22 protein-coding genes and 1 pseudogene are annotated in these 20739 nt (G+C 61.8%); 7 read left to right on the top strand and 16 right to left on the bottom strand.

Annotation, left to right across the window (positions count from 1 at the left end):
- The first annotated feature begins 58 nt into the window (after positions 1 to 58).
- Positions 59 to 265 (top strand): hypothetical protein, encoded by a 207-nt coding sequence (locus ACVHNU_RS02780; protein WP_003222309.1) that lies wholly within the window; start codon positions 59 to 61, stop codon positions 263 to 265.
- Between the two features lie 46 nt (positions 266 to 311).
- Here ACVHNU_RS02780 and pdeM read toward each other — a convergent pair whose 3' ends face one another.
- The 11 genes from pdeM to ACVHNU_RS02835 form a co-directional block, all read right to left on the bottom strand.
- A complete protein-coding gene (gene pdeM, locus ACVHNU_RS02785; protein WP_400508353.1) occupies positions 312 to 968 on the bottom strand; it encodes a ligase-associated DNA damage response endonuclease PdeM in 657 nt (218 codons plus the stop codon).
- The gene (locus ACVHNU_RS02790) at positions 965 to 3454 is read right to left on the bottom strand and encodes a ligase-associated DNA damage response DEXH box helicase (RefSeq protein ID WP_473018965.1); all 2490 of its coding nucleotides are present in this window, start codon (positions 3452 to 3454) and stop codon (positions 965 to 967) included. The genes pdeM and ACVHNU_RS02790 overlap by 4 nt, the downstream gene beginning before the upstream one ends.
- Before the next feature lie 190 nt (positions 3455 to 3644).
- Positions 3645 to 4409 (bottom strand): ABC transporter ATP-binding protein, encoded by a 765-nt coding sequence (locus tag ACVHNU_RS02795; protein ID WP_003222314.1) that lies wholly within the window; start codon positions 4407 to 4409, stop codon positions 3645 to 3647.
- 13 nt (positions 4410 to 4422) lie between these two features.
- Entirely contained in the window at positions 4423 to 5541 is a 1119-nt protein-coding gene (locus tag ACVHNU_RS02800; RefSeq protein WP_473018966.1) for a succinylglutamate desuccinylase/aspartoacylase family protein, read from the bottom strand.
- A gap of 11 nt (positions 5542 to 5552) precedes the next feature.
- A complete protein-coding gene (locus ACVHNU_RS02805) occupies positions 5553 to 6263 on the bottom strand; it encodes an ABC transporter permease (protein ID WP_003222318.1) in 711 nt (236 codons plus the stop codon).
- Positions 6260 to 6988, bottom strand: coding sequence for an ABC transporter permease (locus ACVHNU_RS02810; RefSeq protein WP_003222319.1), 729 nt, complete (start codon positions 6986 to 6988; stop codon positions 6260 to 6262). The genes ACVHNU_RS02805 and ACVHNU_RS02810 overlap by 4 nt, the downstream gene beginning before the upstream one ends.
- 57 nt (positions 6989 to 7045) lie before the next feature.
- Positions 7046 to 7828, bottom strand: a complete 783-nt coding sequence (locus tag ACVHNU_RS02815) for a transporter substrate-binding domain-containing protein (protein ID WP_003222321.1) — start codon at positions 7826 to 7828, stop codon at positions 7046 to 7048.
- Between the two features lie 375 nt (positions 7829 to 8203).
- The gene (locus ACVHNU_RS02820) at positions 8204 to 9892 is read right to left on the bottom strand and encodes an ATP-dependent DNA ligase (protein WP_003222323.1); all 1689 of its coding nucleotides are present in this window, start codon (positions 9890 to 9892) and stop codon (positions 8204 to 8206) included.
- Positions 9889 to 10923, bottom strand: a complete 1035-nt coding sequence (locus ACVHNU_RS02825) for a ligase-associated DNA damage response exonuclease (RefSeq protein WP_003222325.1) — start codon at positions 10921 to 10923, stop codon at positions 9889 to 9891. Before ACVHNU_RS02825 ends, ACVHNU_RS02820 begins: the two co-directional genes overlap by 4 nt.
- 192 nt (positions 10924 to 11115) lie before the next feature.
- Positions 11116 to 13563 (bottom strand): penicillin acylase family protein, encoded by a 2448-nt coding sequence (locus tag ACVHNU_RS02830; protein WP_473018968.1) that lies wholly within the window; start codon positions 13561 to 13563, stop codon positions 11116 to 11118.
- A gap of 202 nt (positions 13564 to 13765) precedes the next feature.
- On the bottom strand, positions 13766 to 14410 hold the full coding sequence (locus ACVHNU_RS02835; RefSeq protein ID WP_003222330.1) for a glutathione binding-like protein: 645 nt from the start codon (positions 14408 to 14410) through the stop codon (positions 13766 to 13768).
- Between the two features lie 143 nt (positions 14411 to 14553).
- Here ACVHNU_RS02835 and ACVHNU_RS02840 point away from each other — a divergent pair, with 143 nt between their 5' ends.
- Together ACVHNU_RS02840 and ACVHNU_RS02845 are read left to right on the top strand one after the other, a co-directional pair.
- Positions 14554 to 15111: a cysteine hydrolase family protein gene (locus ACVHNU_RS02840; protein WP_473020051.1), complete on the top strand. Its 558-nt coding sequence runs from the start codon at positions 14554 to 14556 to the stop codon at positions 15109 to 15111.
- 93 nt (positions 15112 to 15204) lie between these two features.
- Positions 15205 to 15294: pseudogene (locus ACVHNU_RS02845) on the top strand (cysteine hydrolase); the annotation flags it as partial.
- 148 nt (positions 15295 to 15442) lie between these two features.
- Here ACVHNU_RS02845 and ACVHNU_RS02850 read toward each other — a convergent pair.
- The 4 genes from ACVHNU_RS02850 to ACVHNU_RS02865 are packed head-to-tail and all read right to left on the bottom strand — an operon-like array spanning position 15443 to position 17164.
- Positions 15443 to 15646 (bottom strand): SEC-C metal-binding domain-containing protein, encoded by a 204-nt coding sequence (locus ACVHNU_RS02850; RefSeq protein ID WP_003198420.1) that lies wholly within the window; start codon positions 15644 to 15646, stop codon positions 15443 to 15445.
- Positions 15643 to 16137 (bottom strand): LEA/WHy family protein, encoded by a 495-nt coding sequence (locus ACVHNU_RS02855; RefSeq protein WP_003222333.1) that lies wholly within the window; start codon positions 16135 to 16137, stop codon positions 15643 to 15645. The genes ACVHNU_RS02850 and ACVHNU_RS02855 overlap by 4 nt, the downstream gene beginning before the upstream one ends.
- A 48-nt stretch (positions 16138 to 16185) precedes the next feature.
- Entirely contained in the window at positions 16186 to 16662 is a 477-nt protein-coding gene (locus ACVHNU_RS02860) for a YchJ family protein (protein WP_003222334.1), read from the bottom strand.
- 4 nt (positions 16663 to 16666) lie between these two features.
- Positions 16667 to 17164, bottom strand: a complete 498-nt coding sequence (locus ACVHNU_RS02865) for a DUF6231 family protein (RefSeq protein ID WP_041070621.1) — start codon at positions 17162 to 17164, stop codon at positions 16667 to 16669.
- Positions 17165 to 17361: 197 nt separating this feature from the next.
- Here ACVHNU_RS02865 and ACVHNU_RS02870 point away from each other — a divergent pair, with 197 nt between their 5' ends.
- The 4 genes from ACVHNU_RS02870 (at position 17362) to ACVHNU_RS02885 (ending at position 20062) form a co-directional block, all read left to right on the top strand.
- Positions 17362 to 18057, top strand: coding sequence for a PA1041 family peptidoglycan-binding anchor lipoprotein (locus ACVHNU_RS02870; protein ID WP_103485721.1), 696 nt, complete (start codon positions 17362 to 17364; stop codon positions 18055 to 18057).
- 90 nt (positions 18058 to 18147) lie between these two features.
- Positions 18148 to 18873 carry a PA1041 family peptidoglycan-binding anchor lipoprotein gene (locus ACVHNU_RS02875; protein ID WP_003222337.1) on the top strand — a complete coding sequence of 242 codons (726 nt, stop codon included), beginning with the start codon at positions 18148 to 18150 and terminating at the stop codon, positions 18871 to 18873.
- A gap of 162 nt (positions 18874 to 19035) precedes the next feature.
- The gene (locus tag ACVHNU_RS02880; RefSeq protein ID WP_003222338.1) at positions 19036 to 19311 is read left to right on the top strand and encodes a DUF1145 domain-containing protein; all 276 of its coding nucleotides are present in this window, start codon (positions 19036 to 19038) and stop codon (positions 19309 to 19311) included.
- Positions 19304 to 20062, top strand: a complete 759-nt coding sequence (locus ACVHNU_RS02885) for a collagen-like triple helix repeat-containing protein (protein ID WP_103522356.1) — start codon at positions 19304 to 19306, stop codon at positions 20060 to 20062. The genes ACVHNU_RS02880 and ACVHNU_RS02885 overlap by 8 nt, the downstream gene beginning before the upstream one ends.
- 186 nt (positions 20063 to 20248) lie before the next feature.
- Here the strand turns inward: ACVHNU_RS02885 and ACVHNU_RS02890 are convergent, their stop codons facing one another.
- Positions 20249 to 20713, bottom strand: coding sequence for a DUF2269 family protein (locus tag ACVHNU_RS02890; RefSeq protein ID WP_003222340.1), 465 nt, complete (start codon positions 20711 to 20713; stop codon positions 20249 to 20251).
- Between the last annotated feature and the right edge of the window lie 26 nt (positions 20714 to 20739).

The following is a 20739-nucleotide window of genomic DNA, read 5'->3' on the forward strand; positions in this document are numbered from 1 at the left end:
TGGGGTGTACTGCCCGTTTTTGCTTCTGGCAAAGCGGGCCTTCGCCGAGGAGGGTTCCATGAAGATCGATCCGCATATCACCGCCGAACTGGCAAGGCTTGAGCCCAATCAGGTTGGCGTACTGGCCTGGTCTCTGCTGGCACACCCGCTGAACATGGCCGGCGGGATTCCCGGCCAGCCTGATCCCGACACCCCCAACGAACAACCGACCGAACCGGGCGAGCCAACGCTGCCGGACGAGCCGCCACCCGCGCCAGTGGCCTGAGCCACTGCCCCATGAATGGCCAGTCAGCTGAGGTTTGCCCAAGACCTCAGCTGACTGGCCATATTTCGTCATCACCGATGACAAAAATCCTGCAGGCGTCATCCTTCTCCACCGCAAAGCCGCCGGTAAACGCGCCAAACGCCGGCAGCAGACTCAAACGTTCGCCCAGCCGGAAACACGCCAGGCGTAAACGCTGCCGCCCCTTGCCATTGAGCCGATAGACCGGATGCACGTGCCCGGCCAGCACATGGCGTTCGGGATGCGGGTCGGGTTCGTGCTGCAAGGCAAACGGCCCGAGCAGCAGCGGCTCCGGCACTACCCGGATGTTCAACGACTGGGGCGGATCGCCGGCGCGTTTGTCGTGATTGCCACGAATCAGCGTCATCGGCAGATCCACGTGACGTGCGCGCCATTCGGCCAAGGCATTCAGGGTGCCCGCTGCATGCGAGCCGGGGCCGTGCAGAAAGTCACCGAGGAAAATCAGCTGCCGGCAGGGCAGTCTCGCCAGCAAGCGGTCGAGCACGTCGATGTTGGCCGCCGTGGTCCCCTGCGGCACTGGCTGGCCGAGGCTGCGGTAGGCCGCAGCCTTGCCGAAATGCACATCGGCGATCAGCAGCGCTTGCTGCGCCGGCCAGTACAGGGCCTTTTCCGGCAGCAACCAGAGTTCTTCACCGGCCAGGCGCACGGGATAAGCTGCGCTCATGAGGTTTTACCCTTGTCCGCGGATTTTTCCAGATCGCCGACCATGCGCCGGATACGGTCGGCGAGTTTTTCCGAACTCATGCTTTCGCGCATGCGCTCGACCAGTAATGGAAAGCCCAGCGGTGTAGGACGTTTAATCAGGTGCATGTCCAGTTTCATCCGGTTGATCCGCTCCAGTGTCTGTTCCAGACGACGAATATCCAGTTCTTCGCGTAGGACTTCTTCCCCGGCCTGAGCCAGCAGCAGGTTGTCGGCGTCGTATTGCTTGAACACTTCAAAGAACAACCCGCTGGAGGCCTGCACCTGACGGGTGCTTTTCGGCGCGCCGGGATAACCGGCGAACACCAGCCCGGCGATCCGCGCGATTTCACGGAAGCGCCGCAACGCCAGCTCCCCGGCATTGAGGCTGGCCAGCACGTCGCGCAACAGATGATCGGGGCTGAGCAGCGCCGCATCGAGTTGCCCGGACCAATCGACCGGCGTGGCGCTGAGCAACTCCAGCCCGTAATCATTCACTGCAATCGAAAACGTCAGCGGCTGGCGCTGACTCACGCGCCACGCCAACAGGCTGGCGAGCCCCAGATGCACCTGACGCCCGGCAAACGGGTAGAGGAAAAGGTGCCAGCCCTCGCGGGATTTCAGCACTTCGGCCAACAGGCTGTCGGAGGTAGGCAGGCCCGACCAGCGCGCCTGGGTTTGCAGCAATGGTTGCAGCGCCTGCATTTCCGGGCCGGCGAACTCACCCCGTGCCGCCGCCGTGAAGCGGCTGACCACGGCGGCTGCCAGTTCGTTGGAAAGCGGCATTCGTCCGCCATTCCAGCGCGGCACGGCGGCCTTTTTCGCGGTGCTGCGTTTGACGTACGCGGTCATGTTTTCCACGCGCACCAATTCCAGCAAACGCCCGGCGAACAGAAAGCCGTCACCCGGTTTCAGGCGCGCGATAAAGCCTTCCTCGACACTGCCCAACTGCTTGCCGCCACCGCCCTTGCTCCAGAATTTCAGATGGATGCTCGCGTCGCTGACGATGGTGCCGATGCTCATGCGATGACGGCGCGCCAACCGCGCATCGGGGACACGCCAGACCCCGTGTTCGTCCGGTTCGACCCGGCGGTAATCCGGATAGGCTGTCAGAGAAAGCCCGCCGTGACGTACGAAAGCCAGCGCCCAGGCCCAATCCGCCAGCGTCAGGTCACGATAAGCCCAGGCGCCACGCACTTCTTCGTACAGCTCTTGGGGAATGAAGCCACCGCCCAGCGCCATGCTGACCAGATGCTGCACCAGCACATCCAGCGGTTTGTGCGGCGACAGGCGTGGCTCGATGTGTCGTTGCTCCACCGCGTCACCTGCGGCGGCGGCTTCGATCAGTTCCAGGCTGTGGGTCGGCACCAGCGTCACTCGCGAGGTGCGCCCCGGCGCGTGACCGGAGCGCCCGGCGCGTTGCATCAGCCGCGCCACGCCTTTGGCCGAGCCGATCTGCAGCACCCGTTCCACCGGTAAAAAGTCCACGCCCAGATCCAGGCTCGAGGTGCAGACCACGGCTTTCAACTTGCCGTCCTTCAACGCTTGCTCGACCCAGTCGCGGGTCTCGCGGGACAGTGAGCTGTGGTGCAGCGCGATCAAACCGGCCCAGTCCGGCCGCGCTTCGAGCAACGCCTGATACCAGATCTCCGACTGCGCGCGGGTGTTGGTGAACACCAGGCTGCTGGCGCAGGCGTCCAGTTCGGCAACAACCTGCGGCAGCATCTTCAGGCCGATGTGCCCGGCCCAGGGAAAACGCTCGATGGCGGGTGGGATCAAGGTGTCGACCTTGAGTGATTTTTCGCTCTGGCCTTGCACGCTGATGCCACCGCCCTGTGGGATCAGCACCTGTTCGGCGTGGGCTTGATTACCGAGGGTGGCGGACACGCCCCAGACGATCAGCTCGGGTTGCCAATGGCGCAGGCGGGCGAGGGCCAGTTGCAGCTGTACGCCGCGTTTGTTGCCGAGCAGTTCGTGCCATTCATCGACGACGATCATCCGCAGGCTCGACAAGGCAGTTTTGGCGTCGGCACGGGCGAGCAGCAGGGTCAGGCTTTCCGGGGTGGTGATCAGCGTGGTCGGCAGGCGCCGGCCCTGACGCGCGCGTTCGGCGCTGCTGGTGTCGCCGGTGCGCAGGCCGATGCTCCACGGGATCTGCAAATCGCTGACCGGCGCTTGCAACGCGCGGGCGGTGTCGGCGGCGAGGGCGCGCATCGGCGTGATCCACAGCACGGTCAGCGGTTCGCTCTGGGGTTTGCGTTTGCTGGTTGTGGCTGCGGGCGCGGCCAAACGGGCGAAGCGGTTGAGCGCAGCGAACCACACTGCATAGGTTTTACCGGCGCCGGTACTGGCGTGGAGCAGGCCTGACTGACCTTTTTTAACGGCGGCCCAGACGTTTTTCTGAAAGGCGAACGGCTTCCAGCCGCGTGCGCTGAACCAGAGTTTTGCGAAGTCGGTGGAAGTGGGCATACCGGCGGCTTGCGCTCTGAAGGTGTTCCTTCAGTGACCGCGCCGTTGAGGGACAAGTTTAATTTTGTGCGAGCACATACCTCTGTGGGAGCGGGCTTGCTCGCGAAAGCGGTGTGCCAGTTAGAACAGTTTTGACTGACACACCGCTTTCGCGAGCAAGCCCGCTCCCACAGGGGAACTGTGGATGGCGTTACTTGAGGTTACCGCTGAGGAACTGCTTCAGCCGTTCACTCTTCGGATTGCCCAACACGTCTTCCGGCGCACCTTCTTCTTCCACCAGCCCTTGATGCAGAAACAGCACCTGACTCGATACCTTGCGTGCAAAGCTCATTTCGTGGGTGACCATGATCATCGTCCGGCCTTCTTCAGCCAGACCCTGAATCACTCGCAGCACCTCACCCACCAGCTCCGGGTCGAGCGCCGAGGTCGGTTCGTCGAACAGCATGACTTCCGGTTCCATCGCCAGCGCCCGGGCAATCGCCACCCGCTGTTGCTGGCCGCCGGAGAGAAACGCCGGGTATTGATCGGCAACCCGTGCGGGCAGGCCGACCTTGTCCAGGTAACGGCGGGCGCGGTCTTCGGCTTCCTGCTTGCTGCAACCCAGCACCCGGCGCGGGGCCATGGTGATGTTTTCCAGCACGGTCATGTGGCTCCACAGGTTGAAATGCTGGAACACCATCGCCAGGCGCGTGCGCAGGCGTTGCAACTCGTTCGGGTCGGCGACGTGCATGCCGTGGCGGTCGGTGACCATGCGGATCGCCTGGCCATCGAGGCTCATGGCGCCATCGTTGGGTTGTTCGAGGAAGTTGATGCAGCGCAAAAAGGTGCTTTTGCCCGAGCCGCTGGCGCCGATCAGGCTGATCACGTCGCCGGTTTTGGCCTTGAGCGAAACGCCTTTGAGTACCTGATGGTCGCCATAGCTTTTGTGCAGACCTTCAACAGTCAATTTGTACATGGGACAGACATCCTCAAGGCGAAAGTAGGTAGCCGCTGCGATAGGCTTCGGCGCCCGCCACGTGGGCGATGACCATCCCGGCAGTGGCCATGCGCCGCAGCGAGCGGGCGTACATCACGCCGGCAGCGGTACAGCAAATAGAGGTCACCCGATCAGTGATCGGGTCGATGATTTCGGCAATCTGTTGCCCGGCGTCGAGGTATTGCCCGGCCTGTGCGGTGTACACCAGCAGGCCGCCAACGGGCGTCACCACCGGTTCGACACCCGCCAGTGGCGTGGCGGCGAAGGGCAGCGGCGGCAACGCTGCCGGTTCGCCGACAATCGCGCCGAATTGCACCAGATAGTCGAGCAATGCCTGGCAGTCGCGGCTGGCCATCGGGTGATTGACGTCACCCTGGCCGCGCAATTCGACGGTCACCGAAAAGCTGCCCAGCGGAATCGCGAAGTGCTCGCCAAAGCGTTCCTGCAGTTGCCACCACAGCAGGGTGAAGCATTCGTCGAACGACTGGCCGCCGGAATCGGTGGCCAGCAGACTGGCCTGGGCTTCAATGTAACGCGCCAGCGGCTCGACCTGCGGCCACGCCTCGGGCGTGGTGTAGAGGTGAACCACCGATTCGAAATCGCAGTGCAGGTCCAGCACCATGTCGGCATCGCATGCCAGCCGTTGCAGGGTCAGGCGCTGGGATTGCAGTTGCGTGGCGGCGGTCTGGCGGGCGAGGGCGTTGCGCAGGCTGGTGCGGATCAGCTCAAGGTTGTGCTGCGGGTCGTCGCCCAGCTTGCCCTCGATGTCGTTGCCGATTTCTTCGCTGAGGTCGACGAACCAGCGATTGAAATTCTGCCCGCTCTCCAGTTCGTAGCGGCCCAGCGGCACGTCCATCAGCACTTGTTCAAGGCCGACCGGATTGGCTACCGGCACCAGCACGATCTGGCTGCGCAGGCGCCCGGCGGCTTCCAGCTCCGCCAAGCGCTGCTTGAGATGCCAGGCGACGAGCATGCCGGGCATTTCATCGGCATGCAGCGAGGACTGGATGTAGATCTTGCCTTGGGCCTGCTCCGGGCCGAAGTGGAAGCTGTGGATCTGTCGTGCGGTCCCCGGCACCGGGGCCAACAGGTCATGGATCAGGTGTCGCATTACAGGTTTTCCTAGTGGGTCGGCCCGAGGAACGCCAGCCATCGGCGTTCGGCGAGGCGGAACAGGCCGACCAGCGCAAAGGTAATGGTCAGGTAGATCAGCGCGGCGATGCCGAACGACTGGAAGGTCAGGTAGGTCGCCGAGTTGGCGTCCCGCGCAACTTTCAGGATGTCGGGGATGGTCGCGGTGAAGGCCACGGTGGTCGAGTGCAGCATCAGGATCACTTCGTTGCTGTAATACGGCAACGAGCGACGCAGCGCCGACGGCATGATCACGTAGGCGTACAGCTTCCAGCCGGTCAGCCCGTAGGCCTTGGCCGCTTCGACTTCGCCATGGTTCATGCTGCGGATCGCCCCGGCGAAAATCTCCGTGGTGTAAGCGCAGGTGTTCAGGGCGAACGCGAGGATCGTGCAGTTCATCGCATCGCGAAAGAAACTGTCGAGCAACGGCTGCGCGCGCACGGCGGCCAGGCTGTAGATCCCGGTGTAGCAGATCAGCAACTGGATGTAGAGCGGCGTGCCACGGAACAGGTAGGTGTAGAACTGCACCGGCCAGCGCACATAGAAGTGCGAGGACACCCGGGCAATCGACAGCGGGATCGACACCAGAAAGCCAATGAAGATCGAGGCGCTGAGTAGCCACATCGTCATCGCCAGACCGGTGATGTTGTTGCCGTCGGTATAAAGGAAGGGTTTCCAGTATTCCTGCAGGAGTTCGATCATCGTACGGCCTCCCGGGCACCGGCGGCGTAGCGACGCTCGAGCCAGCGCAGGATGACGTTCGAAGCACTGGTGATCAGCAGATAGATCAAGGCGGCGAGTACCAGGAAGTAGAACAGTTGATAGGTGCTTTTACCGGCGTCCTGCGCGGCTTTGACCAGATCGGCCAGACCGATGATCGACACCAGCGCGGTGGCCTTGAGCATCACCATCCAGTTGTTGCCGATGCCCGGCAGGGCGAAGCGCATCATTTGCGGGAACACCACGAAGCGAAAGCGCTGGCCGCGTTTGAGGCCGTAGGCGGTGGCCGCTTCGACCTGACCGCGTGGTACGGCGAGGATCGCCCCACGGAAGGTTTCGGTGAAATACGCGCCATAGATGAAGCCCAGGGTGATCACCCCGGCGGTGAAGGAGTCGATTTCGATGTAGTCCCACTCCATGACGTCGGTCAGGGCCGTCAGCCAGGTTTGCAGGCTGTAGAAGATCAACAGCATCAGCACCAGATCCGGCACCCCGCGAATCAGCGTGGTGTAGAGCTGGGCAGGCAGGCGCAGCAGTTTCGATTTCGACAGTTTGGCACTGGCGCCCAAGAGGCCGAGCAACACGGCCACCAGCAGCGACAACGCCGACAATTTGATGGTCATCCAGGTGCCTTCCAACAGCAACGGGCCGAAACCCTTGAGGCTGAAGGCGGAGAGCCCCAGATTTTGTAAGAGGTTTTCGAACATAAATCAGCAACCTGAGCGGATGGAAAAGGCGCCCATCGAGTGATGGGCGCCAGGGCATTATTTACCGCTGTACAGATTCAGATCGCCAAAGTGTTTCTTTTGAATCTCGGCGTATTTGCCGTCATCGTGTAACGCTTTGATACCTTTATCTAAAAGCGCCTTCAGCTCTTTGTTACCTTTCTTAATACCGACAGCGGTTTTGGCTGGCAGCAATTCGCTGTCGACCGGCTTGCTGACTTCATAGTTGGCGCCATCCGGCGACTTCAAAAAGCCCAGTTCGGCTTGCAGCATGTCCTGGATCGAGGCGTCGAGACGGCCGTTTTTCAGGTCGGCGTAGACCTGATCCTGGTTGGCGTAAGCCTGGATTTTCACCCCGGCCTTCTCCAGTACTGCCTTGGCATAGGCTTCCTGGATGGTGCCTTGCTCGTAACCGACCGACTTGCCCTTGAGGGAAGCGACGTCATCGCTCAGGCCGGAACCCTTCTTGAACACGTAGGACGTCGGGCCGGAGAACAGCTCGCTGGAGAAATCGATCGCCTTTTCACGGGCCGGGGTCACGGTCATCGACGAGATCACACCGTCGAATTTGTTGGCGTTGAGGCCCGGAATCATGCCGTCGAAGTCGCTTTCAACCCATTTGCACTTGACCTTCAGCTCGGCGCAGATCGCGTTGCCCAGGTCGATGTCGAAGCCCACCAGGCTGCCGTCGGCCGCTTTCGACTCGAACGGTGCGTAGGAAGGATCAACGCCAAAACGCAGCTCTTTGTATTCCTTGGCCAGCGCGGAGCCGGCAGCCATGCACAACGCCAGTGCAGAAAGGGTCAGCAATGCTTTTTTCATTATTCAATCCCTAAGAACCAATATGAGCGCTTGTGGCGCAGAATTATTGTTACTGCAACGCGTACGACCTATAGAAAGTAGCAATTTCCGAACCAGAGTCCCGAACAAGTGTTTTAAAAGGTTGGGGGAGGGAGGAGGGAGAAGGATTGGTGCACAAGAATGGGCGGCCGTTGAAGGCTGCACCAACTTGGGTCGTTAAGGGATGGAATGAGCCGTTGTGGCGAGGGAGCTTGCTCCCGCTGGAGGGCGAAGCACTCCCTTGGATTTTTCAGAAAGACCGTCTTTTTGCGACTGCTGCGCAGTCGAGCGGGAGCAAGCTCCCTCGCCACAAGGAGTTCATTCAGTTAAATGCGATCGGTGTCCCCGGAAACCGGGTCAGGCCAGCAAATCCTGCAGCGTCGCCAGGCTGTCGGCCTCATCCACCGTCTTGTCCTGCCGCCAGCGCAGCATTCGCGGAAAGCGCACGGCGATCCCGCTCTTGTGCCGTCGCGACAGGGCGATGCCTTCGAACCCCAGTTCGAACACCAGGCTTGGCTTGACGCTGCTGACCGGGCCGAATTTTTCCACGGTGGTCTTGCGCACGATGCTGTCGACCTGGCGCATTTCCTCGTCAGTCAGCCCCGAATAGGCCTTGGCGAACGGCACCAGCGCTCGTTGGCTGGATTCTGGCGGGCCGTCCCACACGGCGAAGGTGTAATCGCTGTACAGACTGGCGCGCCGGCCATGTCCGCGCTGGGCGTAGATCAACACCGCATCGACGCTGAACGGGTCAACCTTCCACTTCCACCACACGCCCATGTCCTTGGTCCGGCCCACGCCATACAGGGCATCGCGGGCCTTGAGCATCATGCCCTCGACCCCCAGTCGCCGCGAGGCTTCACGCTGACGGGCGAGGTCGAACCAGTCGCTGCCGGTCAGAATCGGCGAGGGCAGTAACACCGGGTTGTTACCGTGGGCGATGACTTGTTCCAGTTGCGCCCGCCGTTCGGCCTGCGGACGGTTGCGCCAGTCCTCGCCCTGCCACTCCAGCAAGTCGTAGGCGAGCACCACCACCGGCACTTCTTCGAGGATTTTCTTGTCCAGGGTTTTGCGCCCGATGCGTTGCTGCAGCAGGGCGAACGGTTGCACCGCCGGCGGTGCGCTCGATTGCGGATCGAAGGCGTCTTCGGTGCTCGGATGAGTGCTTTTCCAGACCACGATTTCCCCGTCGATCACCGTGCCGTCGGGTAACGCGTGAACCAGTGTGTCGAACTCGGGGAAACGCTCGGTCACCAGTTCTTCACCCCGCGACCAGACCCACAGCCGACCCTCGCGTTTGACCACCTGCGCGCGGATGCCATCCCACTTCCATTCCACCTGCCAGTGGCTTGCCGGCCCCAGCAGCCCTTCAAATTCCTCGACCGGTTGCGACAAGGCATGCGCGAGGAAGAACGGGTAGGGCTGGCCGCCACGCTGGGCGTGTTCGTCGGCGGACTCCGGCGCGATCAGTTTCAGGTAGCTGGCCGCGTTCGGCCGGTTCGACAGGTCGGTGTAACCCACCAGTCGTTGCGCCACGCGTTTGCTGTCGAGGCCGGCCATCGACGCCAAGGCACGAGTGACCAGCAGTTTCGACACGCCGACGCGAAAGCTGCCGGTGATCAGCTTGATGCACAGCATCAGGCTCGGCCGATCCAGTTGCGCCCACAGCGCGGGCAGTTGGCGGGCGAGGTATTCCGGGGTTTCACCGCGCAGCGGCAGCAGCTTGTCTTCGATCCATTCGGCGAGGCCCGCCGCGGAGCTGTGCGAATTTTCCGGCAGCACCAGGGAAATGGTTTCCGCCAGATCGCCGACGGACTGATAACTTTCCTCGAACAGCCACGGTTGCAGCCCAGATACCTCCACCGCCAGTTCGCGCAGGATGCGCACCGGCACCAATTGCCGTGGCCGCCCGCCGGACAGAAAGTACACCGCCCACGCCGCGTCCTGCGGTGCAGCCTGGGCGAAGTAACTTTGCATCGCCGCCAGTTTGGCGTTGCTGGACGTGGTGGCGTCGAGTTCGGCGTACAACTCGGCGAAGGCTTTCATGCTTGCACCTCGGCGATGGCAGGTTCGGCGTCGATGTTTTCCTCTTCGTCGTCGCCGTACTCGGTGTTGAAACCCTGCGCGTCCAAGCCTTGTTCACGCAGATGGCGCACCAGCACGCCGATCGAACCGTGGGTCACCATCACGCGCTCGGCGCCGGTCTGCTCGATGGCCCAGAGCAGGCCTGGCCAGTCGGCGTGATCCGACAGCACAAAGCCGCGATCCACGCCACGACGCCGGCGGGTGCCGCGCAGGCGCATCCAGCCGCTGGCGAAGGCATCACTGAAATCACCGAAACGGCGCATCCAGGTGCTGCCACCGGCCGAGGGCGGGGCGATGACCAGCGCTTGACGCATGATCGGGTCGGACTTTTTGATGTCGCCGGCATAAATCGTCGGCGGCAGGTACACGCCGGCCTCGCGGTAGACCCGGTTCAGCGGCTCGACCGCGCCGTGACTGAGGATCGGGCCGAGGCTGGCGTCGATCCCGTGCAGGATCCGCTGGGCTTTGCCGAACGAATAACAGAGCAGCACACTGGCCTTGCCCGCCGCGATGTTCGCCTGCCACCACTGATTGATCTCGCTGAACACCTGCGCCTGCGGCTGCCAGCGGTAGATCGGCAGGCCGAACGTCGATTCGGTGATGAAGGTGTGGCAGCGCACCGGTTCGAACGGCGCGCAGGTGCCATCGGGTTCGATTTTGTAATCCCCCGACGCGACCCAGACTTCGCCACCGTATTCCAGGCGTACCTGAGCCGAACCGAGCACATGCCCGGCGGGATGGAAACTCAAGGTCACCCCGTGGTGGGTCAGCCGCTGGCCGTAGGCGAGGGTTTGCAGGTTGATGTCCTGACCCAGACGCGCACGCAAAATCCCTTCGCTGGCGCTGCTGGCAAGGTAGTGCTGATTGCCGTTACGGGCGTGATCGCCGTGGGCATGGGTGATCACCGAGCGCTCAACCGGGCGCCACGGGTCAATGTAGAAGTCCCCGGCCGGGCAATACAAACCTTCGGGGCGGGCGATAACAAGGTCCATGTCGTTACCAGAATGGAGGGCTTGTTAGCTAAGAGGTTGGCGCGAGTCCGGAAGTTCTATCGATTATTTCCCAGGCGATGCAAAACCAATGTGGGAGCGGGCTTGCTCGCGAATGCAGTGTGTCAGGCAATACAAAATCGCCTGACACGACGCCTTCGCGAGCAAGCCCGCTCCCACAGGGAGGGATTGCGTTTATTTGCCCGGAGTCAGGGTCAAACGCGTCTTGCCATACACCCGGTCAAAGTTCTGCGGCTGCATCGGCAAGCCGATGTACTGACCCTTGAGCCACGCATCGATGCCATTGAGGTAGTTCGTGCTGGCCGGGTTGCCGGACTGGCCGGTGCCGTTCTGGCCCATCAGCGGCTCGCTCTGGCTGAAGTCGACGATGAAACGCATCGACGGCGCCCGCGTGGTGTTGAAGTCCTTGCCCCAGGCAAACGCCGCGGTATTGAGCGTGGTGTGATCGCCGCCGGCTGCCAGCGGCCCGCGAACGGTCTGGCCGTTGGCGTTTTTCCACGTGTAGCCATGCAGTTTGCCCCACTGCCAGGCCTTGTGATCGCCACCCAACTGACTGTCGCCAGCGTTGATCGCGGCTGCCAGACTGCGCGCCAGAATCTGTGCCTTGTCTTCTTTTTGCGGTGTGCGGATGTCATCCCAGAACGGGCTGTCTTCGCGCCCCAGCAGGTGATCGGCCTGCGCCGAATAGGACAAGTCGCCATTGGCGATAAAGGCTTTCCACGCCGGGCTGGACTCGGGGCCAAGTTCGTCGAGGAAGATCTGCTTCATGCTTTCTTGCAGAAACAACTCGTAGATCGCCGCATCCGCCGACGTCGGGCTGAGCTTGCCGTCGAACGCCATCAATCGGGTCAAGGCCTCGCGAGCCTTGCTGCGATCGGCTTCCGGCAGGGCGTCAATCGCCTGTTTCAGCGGCTGCTTCATGCCCGGCGCTTCGAACATTTTTTTCAGCTTGGCGGCAAACGTCGTGGTCTGGTCGTACTGCATGGCGATCACGCTGCGACCGTCCTGTTTGCCGCTGCCGGCCAGTTCCGCCAGACGTTCGCCGCGCTCCGGCGCCGCCCAGGAGTTGGACAGTTGCATGCCGTAGCCATGGGGAATGACGCGCTGGTTGGCGGTGCCGAGCCAGCCCTGGGTCGGGTCCTGATCGTACGGGTGCAGCATCGGGTCGGCGTAACCGTCCCAGTCATAGCGACCTTCCCAGCCCGGCGATGGCAGCAGGCCTTCGCCTTCACGACGGTTGGGGAAACGCCCGGTGACTTGCCAGCCGATGTTGCTGGCGTCGGCGAATACCATGTTCAGGGCGATGGCGCGGATCTCGCGACTGGCGTCCGAGGCGCGTTCAACGTTCTGTGCGCGGGTCAGGTCAAAAAACGCGTCCAGCGATTTGTCGTCGGTGAAGCTCGGTGTTTGCAGGGCCAGGCCAAAACCATTGCCTTGTGCGGCCTGGGCACTATTGAGCAGCGCGCCGTGGCGGGTTTCGTACACCGCTTCGCGAATCGGCCGCTGGCCTTTGACGAAATAGGTTTCGTTGCGCACGCCCAGCGGTTGCCACTTGCCGTTGACCTCATAGGTCAGGCTGTTGCCCTGACGGCGGATCTTTTCCAGGAACAGGTCCTGGTTGTCGCCGAGCACGCTGGTGGCGCTCCACGCGACTTTGCCGTTGAAACCGCCGAGGATCATCGGCAGACCGGCGACGGTGACACCGGCAGCCTGATATTTCGGCGCGCGGATCTGCACGAAGCTCCACAGCGACGGTGCCGCCAGTGGGCCATGGCTGTCGCTGGCCAGAATGCTCTTGCCGCTGCGGCTGCGTTGCGGGGCGATCGCCCAGTTGTTCGACGTGCTGGCGCCCAGCAGATTCATCGCTGCCAATTGCTGGCTGGCATTGCTCAGCTCGGTGAGACCGGGGATCTGCCCGTTGAGCTTGAGGCCTTGCAGCTTGTCGGCCTCGGCCAGTGGCAGATTTTCATCGGGTGCGGACGGGGTCAGCCAGGCGAGTTTGTCGCTGGTCACGGTTTGCGCCAGCACCAGCGATGAGATCTCTTCCGGCAGGTTGGCCGACTGGCTGAAGTTCAGCAGCGCGAAGATCAGCGCCGAATCTTCCGGTTTCCAGTATTCCGGCTTGTAGCCACTGGAGGCGAGGTCGCCCGGCAACTTGTCGGCGTAGCGGAACAGGTAGGCGTTGACGCCTCGTGCATAGACTTCAAAGAAGCGCTGGAGCCGTGGCGACGAAGCCTTGTAAAGCTCGGCGGCGCTTTTCTTCAGGTTGACCGCACGCATGTAGCGGTCGGCATCGAGCATCGACGGCCCGGACATTTCCGCCAGACGTCCCTGAGCCAGCAGGCGCAGGGTGACCATCTGGTTGATGCGGTCGCTGGCATGAACATAGCCGAGACTGAACAGTGCGTCGTGGAAACTGTTGCTCTCGATCAACGGCATGCCTTGGGCATTGCGTCGCACCGAAACATTCTGCGCCAGGCCCTTGAGCGGTTGCACGCCGGAGGTGGGCGGGAGGGTGTCCTGAGCGTTCCAGGTCTGGCAACCGGACAGGCTCAAGACACCGGTCACTGCTGCGGCAACGCCGAACCGGGGAAGAAAATGTGTAAGGGCTGGCGAGGCCATGGCAAAGCTCCTGCGGGGGTGTAGAGGCTGGGGGCGCAATAAAGCCGCTACGTTAGTGAGCAGGAGGTGGCCGCGCAAGCGGGGGCAGGGGTTATTTGTGTATTTCTGTCGAATGGAAAAGATCCCAGCCTGCGGCAACTCCTGCATTGGATTGAGTACACCGTGCAGGAGCTGCCGAAGGCTGCGATCTTTTGCGCTTCAATCAGGCTTTTGGCGGGTTGATCTGCTGCACCAAGGCATACGCCTGCACCGTCGCCGGACGCTCCTTGATCCGGTTGAACCAGCGCAACACGTGCGGGAAGTCTTCAAGGTTCTGGCTCTGCCACTTGTGCGAGACGATCCACGGGTAGATCGCCATGTCGGCGATGCTGTATTCGCTGCCGGCGACGAATTCGTGATCGGCCAGTTGCTTGTTCAACACGCCGTAGAGGCGCGCGGTTTCGTCGATGTAGCGTTTGATCGCGTAGGGAATTTTTTCCGCGGCGAACTGGCTGAAGTGATGATTCTGCCCGGCCATCGGCCCCAGGCCGCCCATCTGCCAAAACAACCATTGCAACGCGGTTTGCCGGCCGCGCAGGTCTTTGGGCAGGAATTTGCCGGTCTTCTCTGCCAGATACAGCAGGATCGCACCGGACTCGAACAGCGACAGCGGCTCACCGCCATCGGCCGGTTCGTGGTCGACGATCGCCGGAATCCGATTGTTCGGCGCGATCTTCAGAAAGTGTGGCTGAAACTGCTCGCCCTGGCTGATGTTGATCGGATGCACCTTGTAAGGCAGGCCAGCCTCCTCGAGGAACAGCGAAATTTTGTGGCCGTTGGGGGTGGTCCAGTAATACAGATCGATCATTGCAAACTCCAGATCAACAATTGGCTTGGTTGCGTAGAGCAAACGCCGGCAGCAGGTGGTCCCGTGTGTTCGATAGCTTGCTTAATAAGTGCAGGTGATGCTGAACTGCGGAAAATTCAATGACCCCCGTGAGAAAAATCGCCATGGAGCTGAAGGCCAACGCGGCACTGATCATCATCGACCAGCAACAAGGCATTCTGGAGCAGCGCCTGGGGCGGCGGAATAATCCGCAGGCCGAAGAACGCATGCTCGACTTGCTGGGGGCATGGCGCAGCCGCGGGCGACCGGTGATTCATGTGCAGCATCTGTCGCATTCGCCGGATTCGGTGTTCTGGCCCGAACAACCGGGGGTGGAGTTTCAGCCACGGTTTGCGCCGCAGCAAGGCGAGTGGCTGATCCAGAAACGTGTGCCGGATGCGTTTTGTGCCACAGGGCTGGAGGCGCAGTTGCGTGAGGCGGGGATCGCTCAGTTGATCATCGTTGGCGTGGCCACCAACAATTCGGTGGAATCCACGGCGCGCACGGCGGGCAATCTGGGATTTGAGGCGTGGGTCGCGGAGGATGCGTGTTTCACCTTCGACAAGGCCGATTACTTCGGCACACCGCGCTCAGCCGAAGAGGTGCACGGGATGTCGCTGGGGAATTTGCAGGGGGAGTATGCGACGGTGGTCAGTGCGAAGCAGATTCTGGCGGCTGTCTGAACAGTTTTGGGTGAATGTGCCGGCCCTTTCGCGAGCAAGCCCGCTCCCACAGTCGACTGCGTTCAGTCAGCAGGAATGCGGTCGAATGTGGGAGCCGAAGAGGTGCACGGGATGTCGCTGGGGAATTTGCAGGGGGAGTATGCGACGGTGGTCAGTGCGAAGCAGATTCTGGCGGCTGACTGAACAGTTTGGGGTGAATGTGCCGGCCCTTTCGCGAGCAAGCCCGCTCCCACAGTCGACTGCGTTCAGTCAGCAGGAATGCGGTCGAATGTGGGAGCGGGCTTGCTCGCGAAGGCGGCTTGTCAGGCGAAGAAGGACTACACCTGAAACATCAAGCGCCGTGGCACTTCTTGAATTTCTTGCCGTTGCCGCACGGGCAAGGGTCGTTGCGGCCGACGTCTTTCAGGGCGTTGCGCACCGGTTCCTGGTGGGCGTGGCCGCAGTTCGGGCCGTGGACATGGCCATGGTCGTGATCGTGATGATGGTCATGATCGTGGTTGCAGTCAGGGCCATGGACGTGAGGTTGCTGAGTCATCGGTTGTGCTCCGGAATTAAATCGGCCGGGATTATCACGCCATTGCGCTCCAGGTGCACGTAGTGAGCGATGAATAAACCGGTTTCCATCTCGCCCTGCAGTTGATAAGGCACCTGCTGGTGCGGACTCTTGAGCATTTTCACCACGTCCTTCACTCGTGGCCACAGGTTGGTGCGGATCGGTATCCGGTAAAACGCGCTGCTTTTGGGGGGCACGGTGATCCAGTGTTCATGCTCGCCTTCGGCCAGCAGCAGATCCGCCAGATGAATGCGATATTCCATACCGCGCACGGTCAGGTCGCTGTCGTTGGGGTTGTCGATCCGAAAGTGCAGGATGAATTTCTGTTCGAGCAACTTGGCCCGCACCACCTCGACTTTCACCAGGTGCACGGCGGGGTCGACGCTGTCGTCGCTGAACCACGAGGCGCAACCGCCGAGGTTCAGCAACAGCATCAACGTGAAGAACTGGAATGTGCGCCAACGACCGAGCATGGTTGAACTCCCTTTGCAGCCAGTCTAGACGCTAAAAAAATTGCAGGCCTATGCGCCGAAATACCCTGCACAGCACTTCTTGAACTTCTGTCCGCTTGCGCACGGGCAACTGTCATTGCGCCCCAGCTTCAACTGCACGGTCGGGTCGATGAAGTACCAGCGCCCGCTGTTTTGCACGAAAGATGAGCGCTCGCGGTGGCTGTGTTCGCCCTGGCTGTCGTGCCAGCGCGCGGTGAAGGTGACGAAGGCGTGCTCGGGCTGGCCGCCGAACACTTCCGAGCTTTCGACCTCGAGGCCGAGCCAGGTGCTTTGCGCGCTCCAGGCGCTGATCGACTGGCGATCCAGACCCGCTTGCTGGGCGGGCAGGGTGGTTGCCACCAGATAATCGATCAGCCCCAGCACATAGGCGCTGTAGCGCGAACGCATCAGGGCTTCGGCGCACGGCGCGGGATGGCCTTCGTGATAGTGACCGCAGCAGGCCTCCAGCAGGTTGCCGCTGCCGCACGGGCAAATGGCTGTACTCATTGCATTACCACCAGTATTTCCCGAAGTTTTCCGGATTGGCCCAGAACCGCGAGTTGAGCCAGTCGGGGACTTGTTTGTAGTCAAGCAGATCGTAGGTGAACAGGGTCAGTACCTGCTCGTCACGCTGAAAACGTTCGCTGGCTTGCAGCGCCAGTGAATAGAAATCGGTCTCCTGCCAGCCGCTGGCCGGCAGGTCTGCCAGCACAGCGATGCGGCTGGCATTGAGGTTGCGGATCCCGCCCAGCAGATTCAGGCCGTCACGCTTGGGCAGATGCTCCAGGCAATCGACCACCAGCGCCAGATCGAAGCGCCGTGCCGCGAGTTCGGCGGGCAACGCACCGGGTTCGGCGTGGGCCACGCAGCAGTCCGGGTGCGCCTGCTTGAACGCGGCGAGCGCCGGAAATTCGCTGGCACCGATCAGCAGCAGACGCGCCGGTGCATAGCGATCCAGTAAAGCGGCCAGCGCCTGTTGCGGCGTGCGCGAAGAAATGGCGACGTTCATCGAAGCTCCTCAATCAGATCGCCAAGACTAGCGCGCCAGACGGATCCGGCCTAGACCCCGTTTTGTCGCGTATGGCAAAAGTGCCAAATCCCTGTGAACACGGTCCCAAATGACGCTGGCCTATTGCTGGCGGAGATTAAAACTCCGGTCTTTACTCCGTGAATCGGTTCTAAGCCGATCCCTCAGGAGAAAACCAGATGAGCATAGTTCGGACAGCGTTACCTTTGATTCTGCTAACCAGTGTGTTGACTGGTTGCGCAGGTTTGCAGAAAACCGACTGGCCGACCTGTGCGGCGGTCGGCGGTGTGGTCGGTGCGGGCCTCGGCGCGACGGAAAGTTCGGCGTGGGCCGGCTACGGCGCACTGTTGGTCGGCGGTACGGCAGCCGCCTATTGCTGGGTACACGGTGATGGCGATGAAGACGGCGATGGTGTGCCGGACAGTCGCGACAAGTGCCCGCACACCCCTCGAGGCGTGCAGGTCGATGCTGACGGCTGCCCTCCACCGGCCCCTGCGCCAGTGGTAGAAGAGGCGGTCATTGTCAGGGAAGAAACCATCGTTATTCGTGATGTGCACTTCCAGTTCGACAAAGCCACCCTGACCGGTGCCGACAAACAGGTTCTGGACAAAGTCGCCACGCGCCTGAAACAAGAGTCGTCCACGGCGCAACTGACCGTGACCGGCCACACCGACAGCGTCGGCAGCGATGCCTACAACAAGAAACTGTCGGATCGTCGTGCGCACTCGGTGGTGGAATACCTGATTTCACAAGGTGTGCCGCGTGCCAGCTTCGTCTCGGTATCGGGCATGGGTGAAAGCCAGCCAGTGGCGGATAACAAAACCGCTGACGGTCGTGCACAGAACCGTCGTACCGAAATCAAAATCGTCCGCTAGCCCCTCTCGCATCCGCGGCTTGTGCAGTCGCGGATGCGGGTCTTTACTCCTGTGTAACCGGTATGGGCCGGTGACACAGGAGCTTTCACAATGACTGTTTTCTCAAGGTCCGTCTTGCCGGTGCTGCTGCTGGGCAGCTTGCTCACCGGTTGCGCCACTCATAGCGATGGCGATGCCCCGCTCAATCAACGTACATGGCCGATCTGCAGCCTCATTGGCGGCTTGGTCGGCGGTGGGCTCGGCGCGATTGAAAGTGGCGGCTGGGCCGGTGGCGGCGCAGCGCTGGGGATTCTGACTGGCGGACTGATCTGTTACGCCCAGGATGGCGATGAAGACGGCGATGGCGTGTTCGACCGTCGTGATCGTTGCCCGGACACACCGCCCAATACGCCGGTCGATCACCGTGGTTGCCCGTTGCCGCAATATCCTGTGACCGAAAAACCTGCGGAGCCTGTAGCGCCGCAAACCGAAGTCATCACCCTCAGCGATGCCGGCAATGTGTTGTTCGATTTCGACAAATCGGATCTGACCCCGGCAGCCAAAGCCCAGCTCGATACGCTGATGGACAAATTGCGCAACGCCGACGTGGTGAGCATCAAGGTTATCGGGCATACCGACAGCAAAGGTTCGGACGCCTATAACCAGGCGCTTTCCGAACGCCGCGCGAGCAGTGTTGCCGCCTACTTGCTGAGCCAGGGTCTGGCGCCGGACAAACTGACCAGTGAGGGACGCGGCGAGAGTGAGCCGGTGGCTGACAATGCGACCGAAGAAGGACGGGCGAAAAACCGTCGGGTCGAGTTGCATATCAATCGCTGAGACTTGTCTGTAGTCCGCAGGCTAGAGCTGCCGGGCGACGATCATCGTCGAACCGGCAGCGATCCGACGACTGACAAAAGTTTTTTCTTTTGCCCCTCTGGCTTATCCCCCGTGTAAGCCGTTACTGTGCGCCCAAAGAATAATTCCGACACGGGGGAGCGTATGAAGGTTTTCTGGGGGCTGGGGCGTTTGCTGACCCTGCTGTTCTGGTGCGTGGTAGTGCTCAATCTGCTGATGCCGTTTGTGCATCCGCTGCATTTGCTGGTCAATCTGGCCGGCGGCTTGTTGCTGGCGCTGCATGTGCTGGAGTTGCTGTTCTCTCGCCTCGAGGGGCGTGCCAACCCGTGGCGTGACCGTCTGCTGATCCTGCTGTTTGGCGTTTTCCACCTGCAAACCATCCCGGCCCCGGCCGCTCCGGAGGCTTCTTCCCATGCGTAAACTTTGCCTGCTCGCTGCATTCATCAGTCCCCTGGCCTGCGCCCAGGTGGTCAGTGTCGAAACCAATTCCCTGATGCGTTTGCCCAACACCGCCAGCACCTTGCAGCTGGAAAAACTCGAAGTCGCCGATTACGGCACTTTGCTGATTCCTGCCAATGTGACCGAACTGACCGTCGGCGAATTGCGCCTGGGCCATGAAGCACGCATCGCGATCGTCCCGAGTGAACAGGCGCTGGACATGAAAGTCATTCGCGCCGAACTGAGCGAAGGCAGCCTGATCACCGCACGCGGGGCACCGGGAACCTATGAAAAAGCCGCCCGTGCCGGGCGTAATCTGAATCTACAGTTCAAGGCGTTGACCGCACCCAAGCTGTTTGTCGATGCCCGCGGCGGTACCGGTGCACCAGGTTTTGTCGGTCTGGATGGCGGCAACGGTGAAGATCCGGGCTGTACCTGGGGCGAAGCCGGACACGGTTTTGATGGCAGCAATGGCAGCGATGGCCAACCCGGTGCTCCGGGTGCGCTGGTGCGCCTGGAAGTGCCCCGCGAGTTTCCGGCCGAGCTGATCAAAGTCGACGTCGCTGGCGGCGCCGGTGGTCCGGCGGGTGTCGGCGGCAAGGCCGGCCAGGGCGGCAAGTCCAAGGGGTGCCTGGTGTACCGCGCTGATGGCGGCAAGAACGGCAAGGCCGGCGCTGATGGTCAGCCCGGGCCGGTGGGGGCGGCGGGTGCGGTGACCGTGCAACGCCTCTAAAACAGCGTATTTCTTAATTGTGGTGAGGGGATTTAGCGAAACGTCGCACCGCCCCGCTGGGTCGCGTAGCGGCCCCATCCCAGATACCGCGCTCCATCAGATTGAACGCGCCAGCTGATTTGGGGCTGCTGCGCAGCCCGGCGGGAGCAAGCTCCCTCGCCACAAAAAGTGCCTGTCGTCAGCGGGTCAGAACATCGGCCGCGCCGCCGCAATCGCCACCAGCACCAACCCGACAATCAGATTGATCCCCACCACCCGGCGAATCCGCCCCAGCACGGCCGCACCCGCGGGCCAGTCTTTCGCCTCCACCGCTTTGCGCAACTCCGGCAGCATCAGGCCCTGAATCCGGATAAACAGCGCCGTCATCACCACATACAGCCCGATCATCACTTGCACATACTTAGGCGCGGTCTCGAAGCCGATGTGCTGCAAATGCAACATGCCGACGCCGCTGATCGGCAACAGGATCACCGCGACCCAGACCCAGCGGAAAAAACCTTGAAACACTTCCACCCACAAGGTCAGGCGGGCAGGGCCGTCGAGAGCCTTTACAGCCGCCGGGCGCAGGACCATCCAGGCGAAAAACATGCCGCCGACCCAGACCAGGGCGGACAAGACATGCAGCGGATAAACGAGGCTAAAAGGTGTCATTGGGGCACTCCGTTCTGCGCGGGATT

The sequence above is a fragment of the Pseudomonas sp. Ors-4-3C genome (assembly GCF_055755035.1).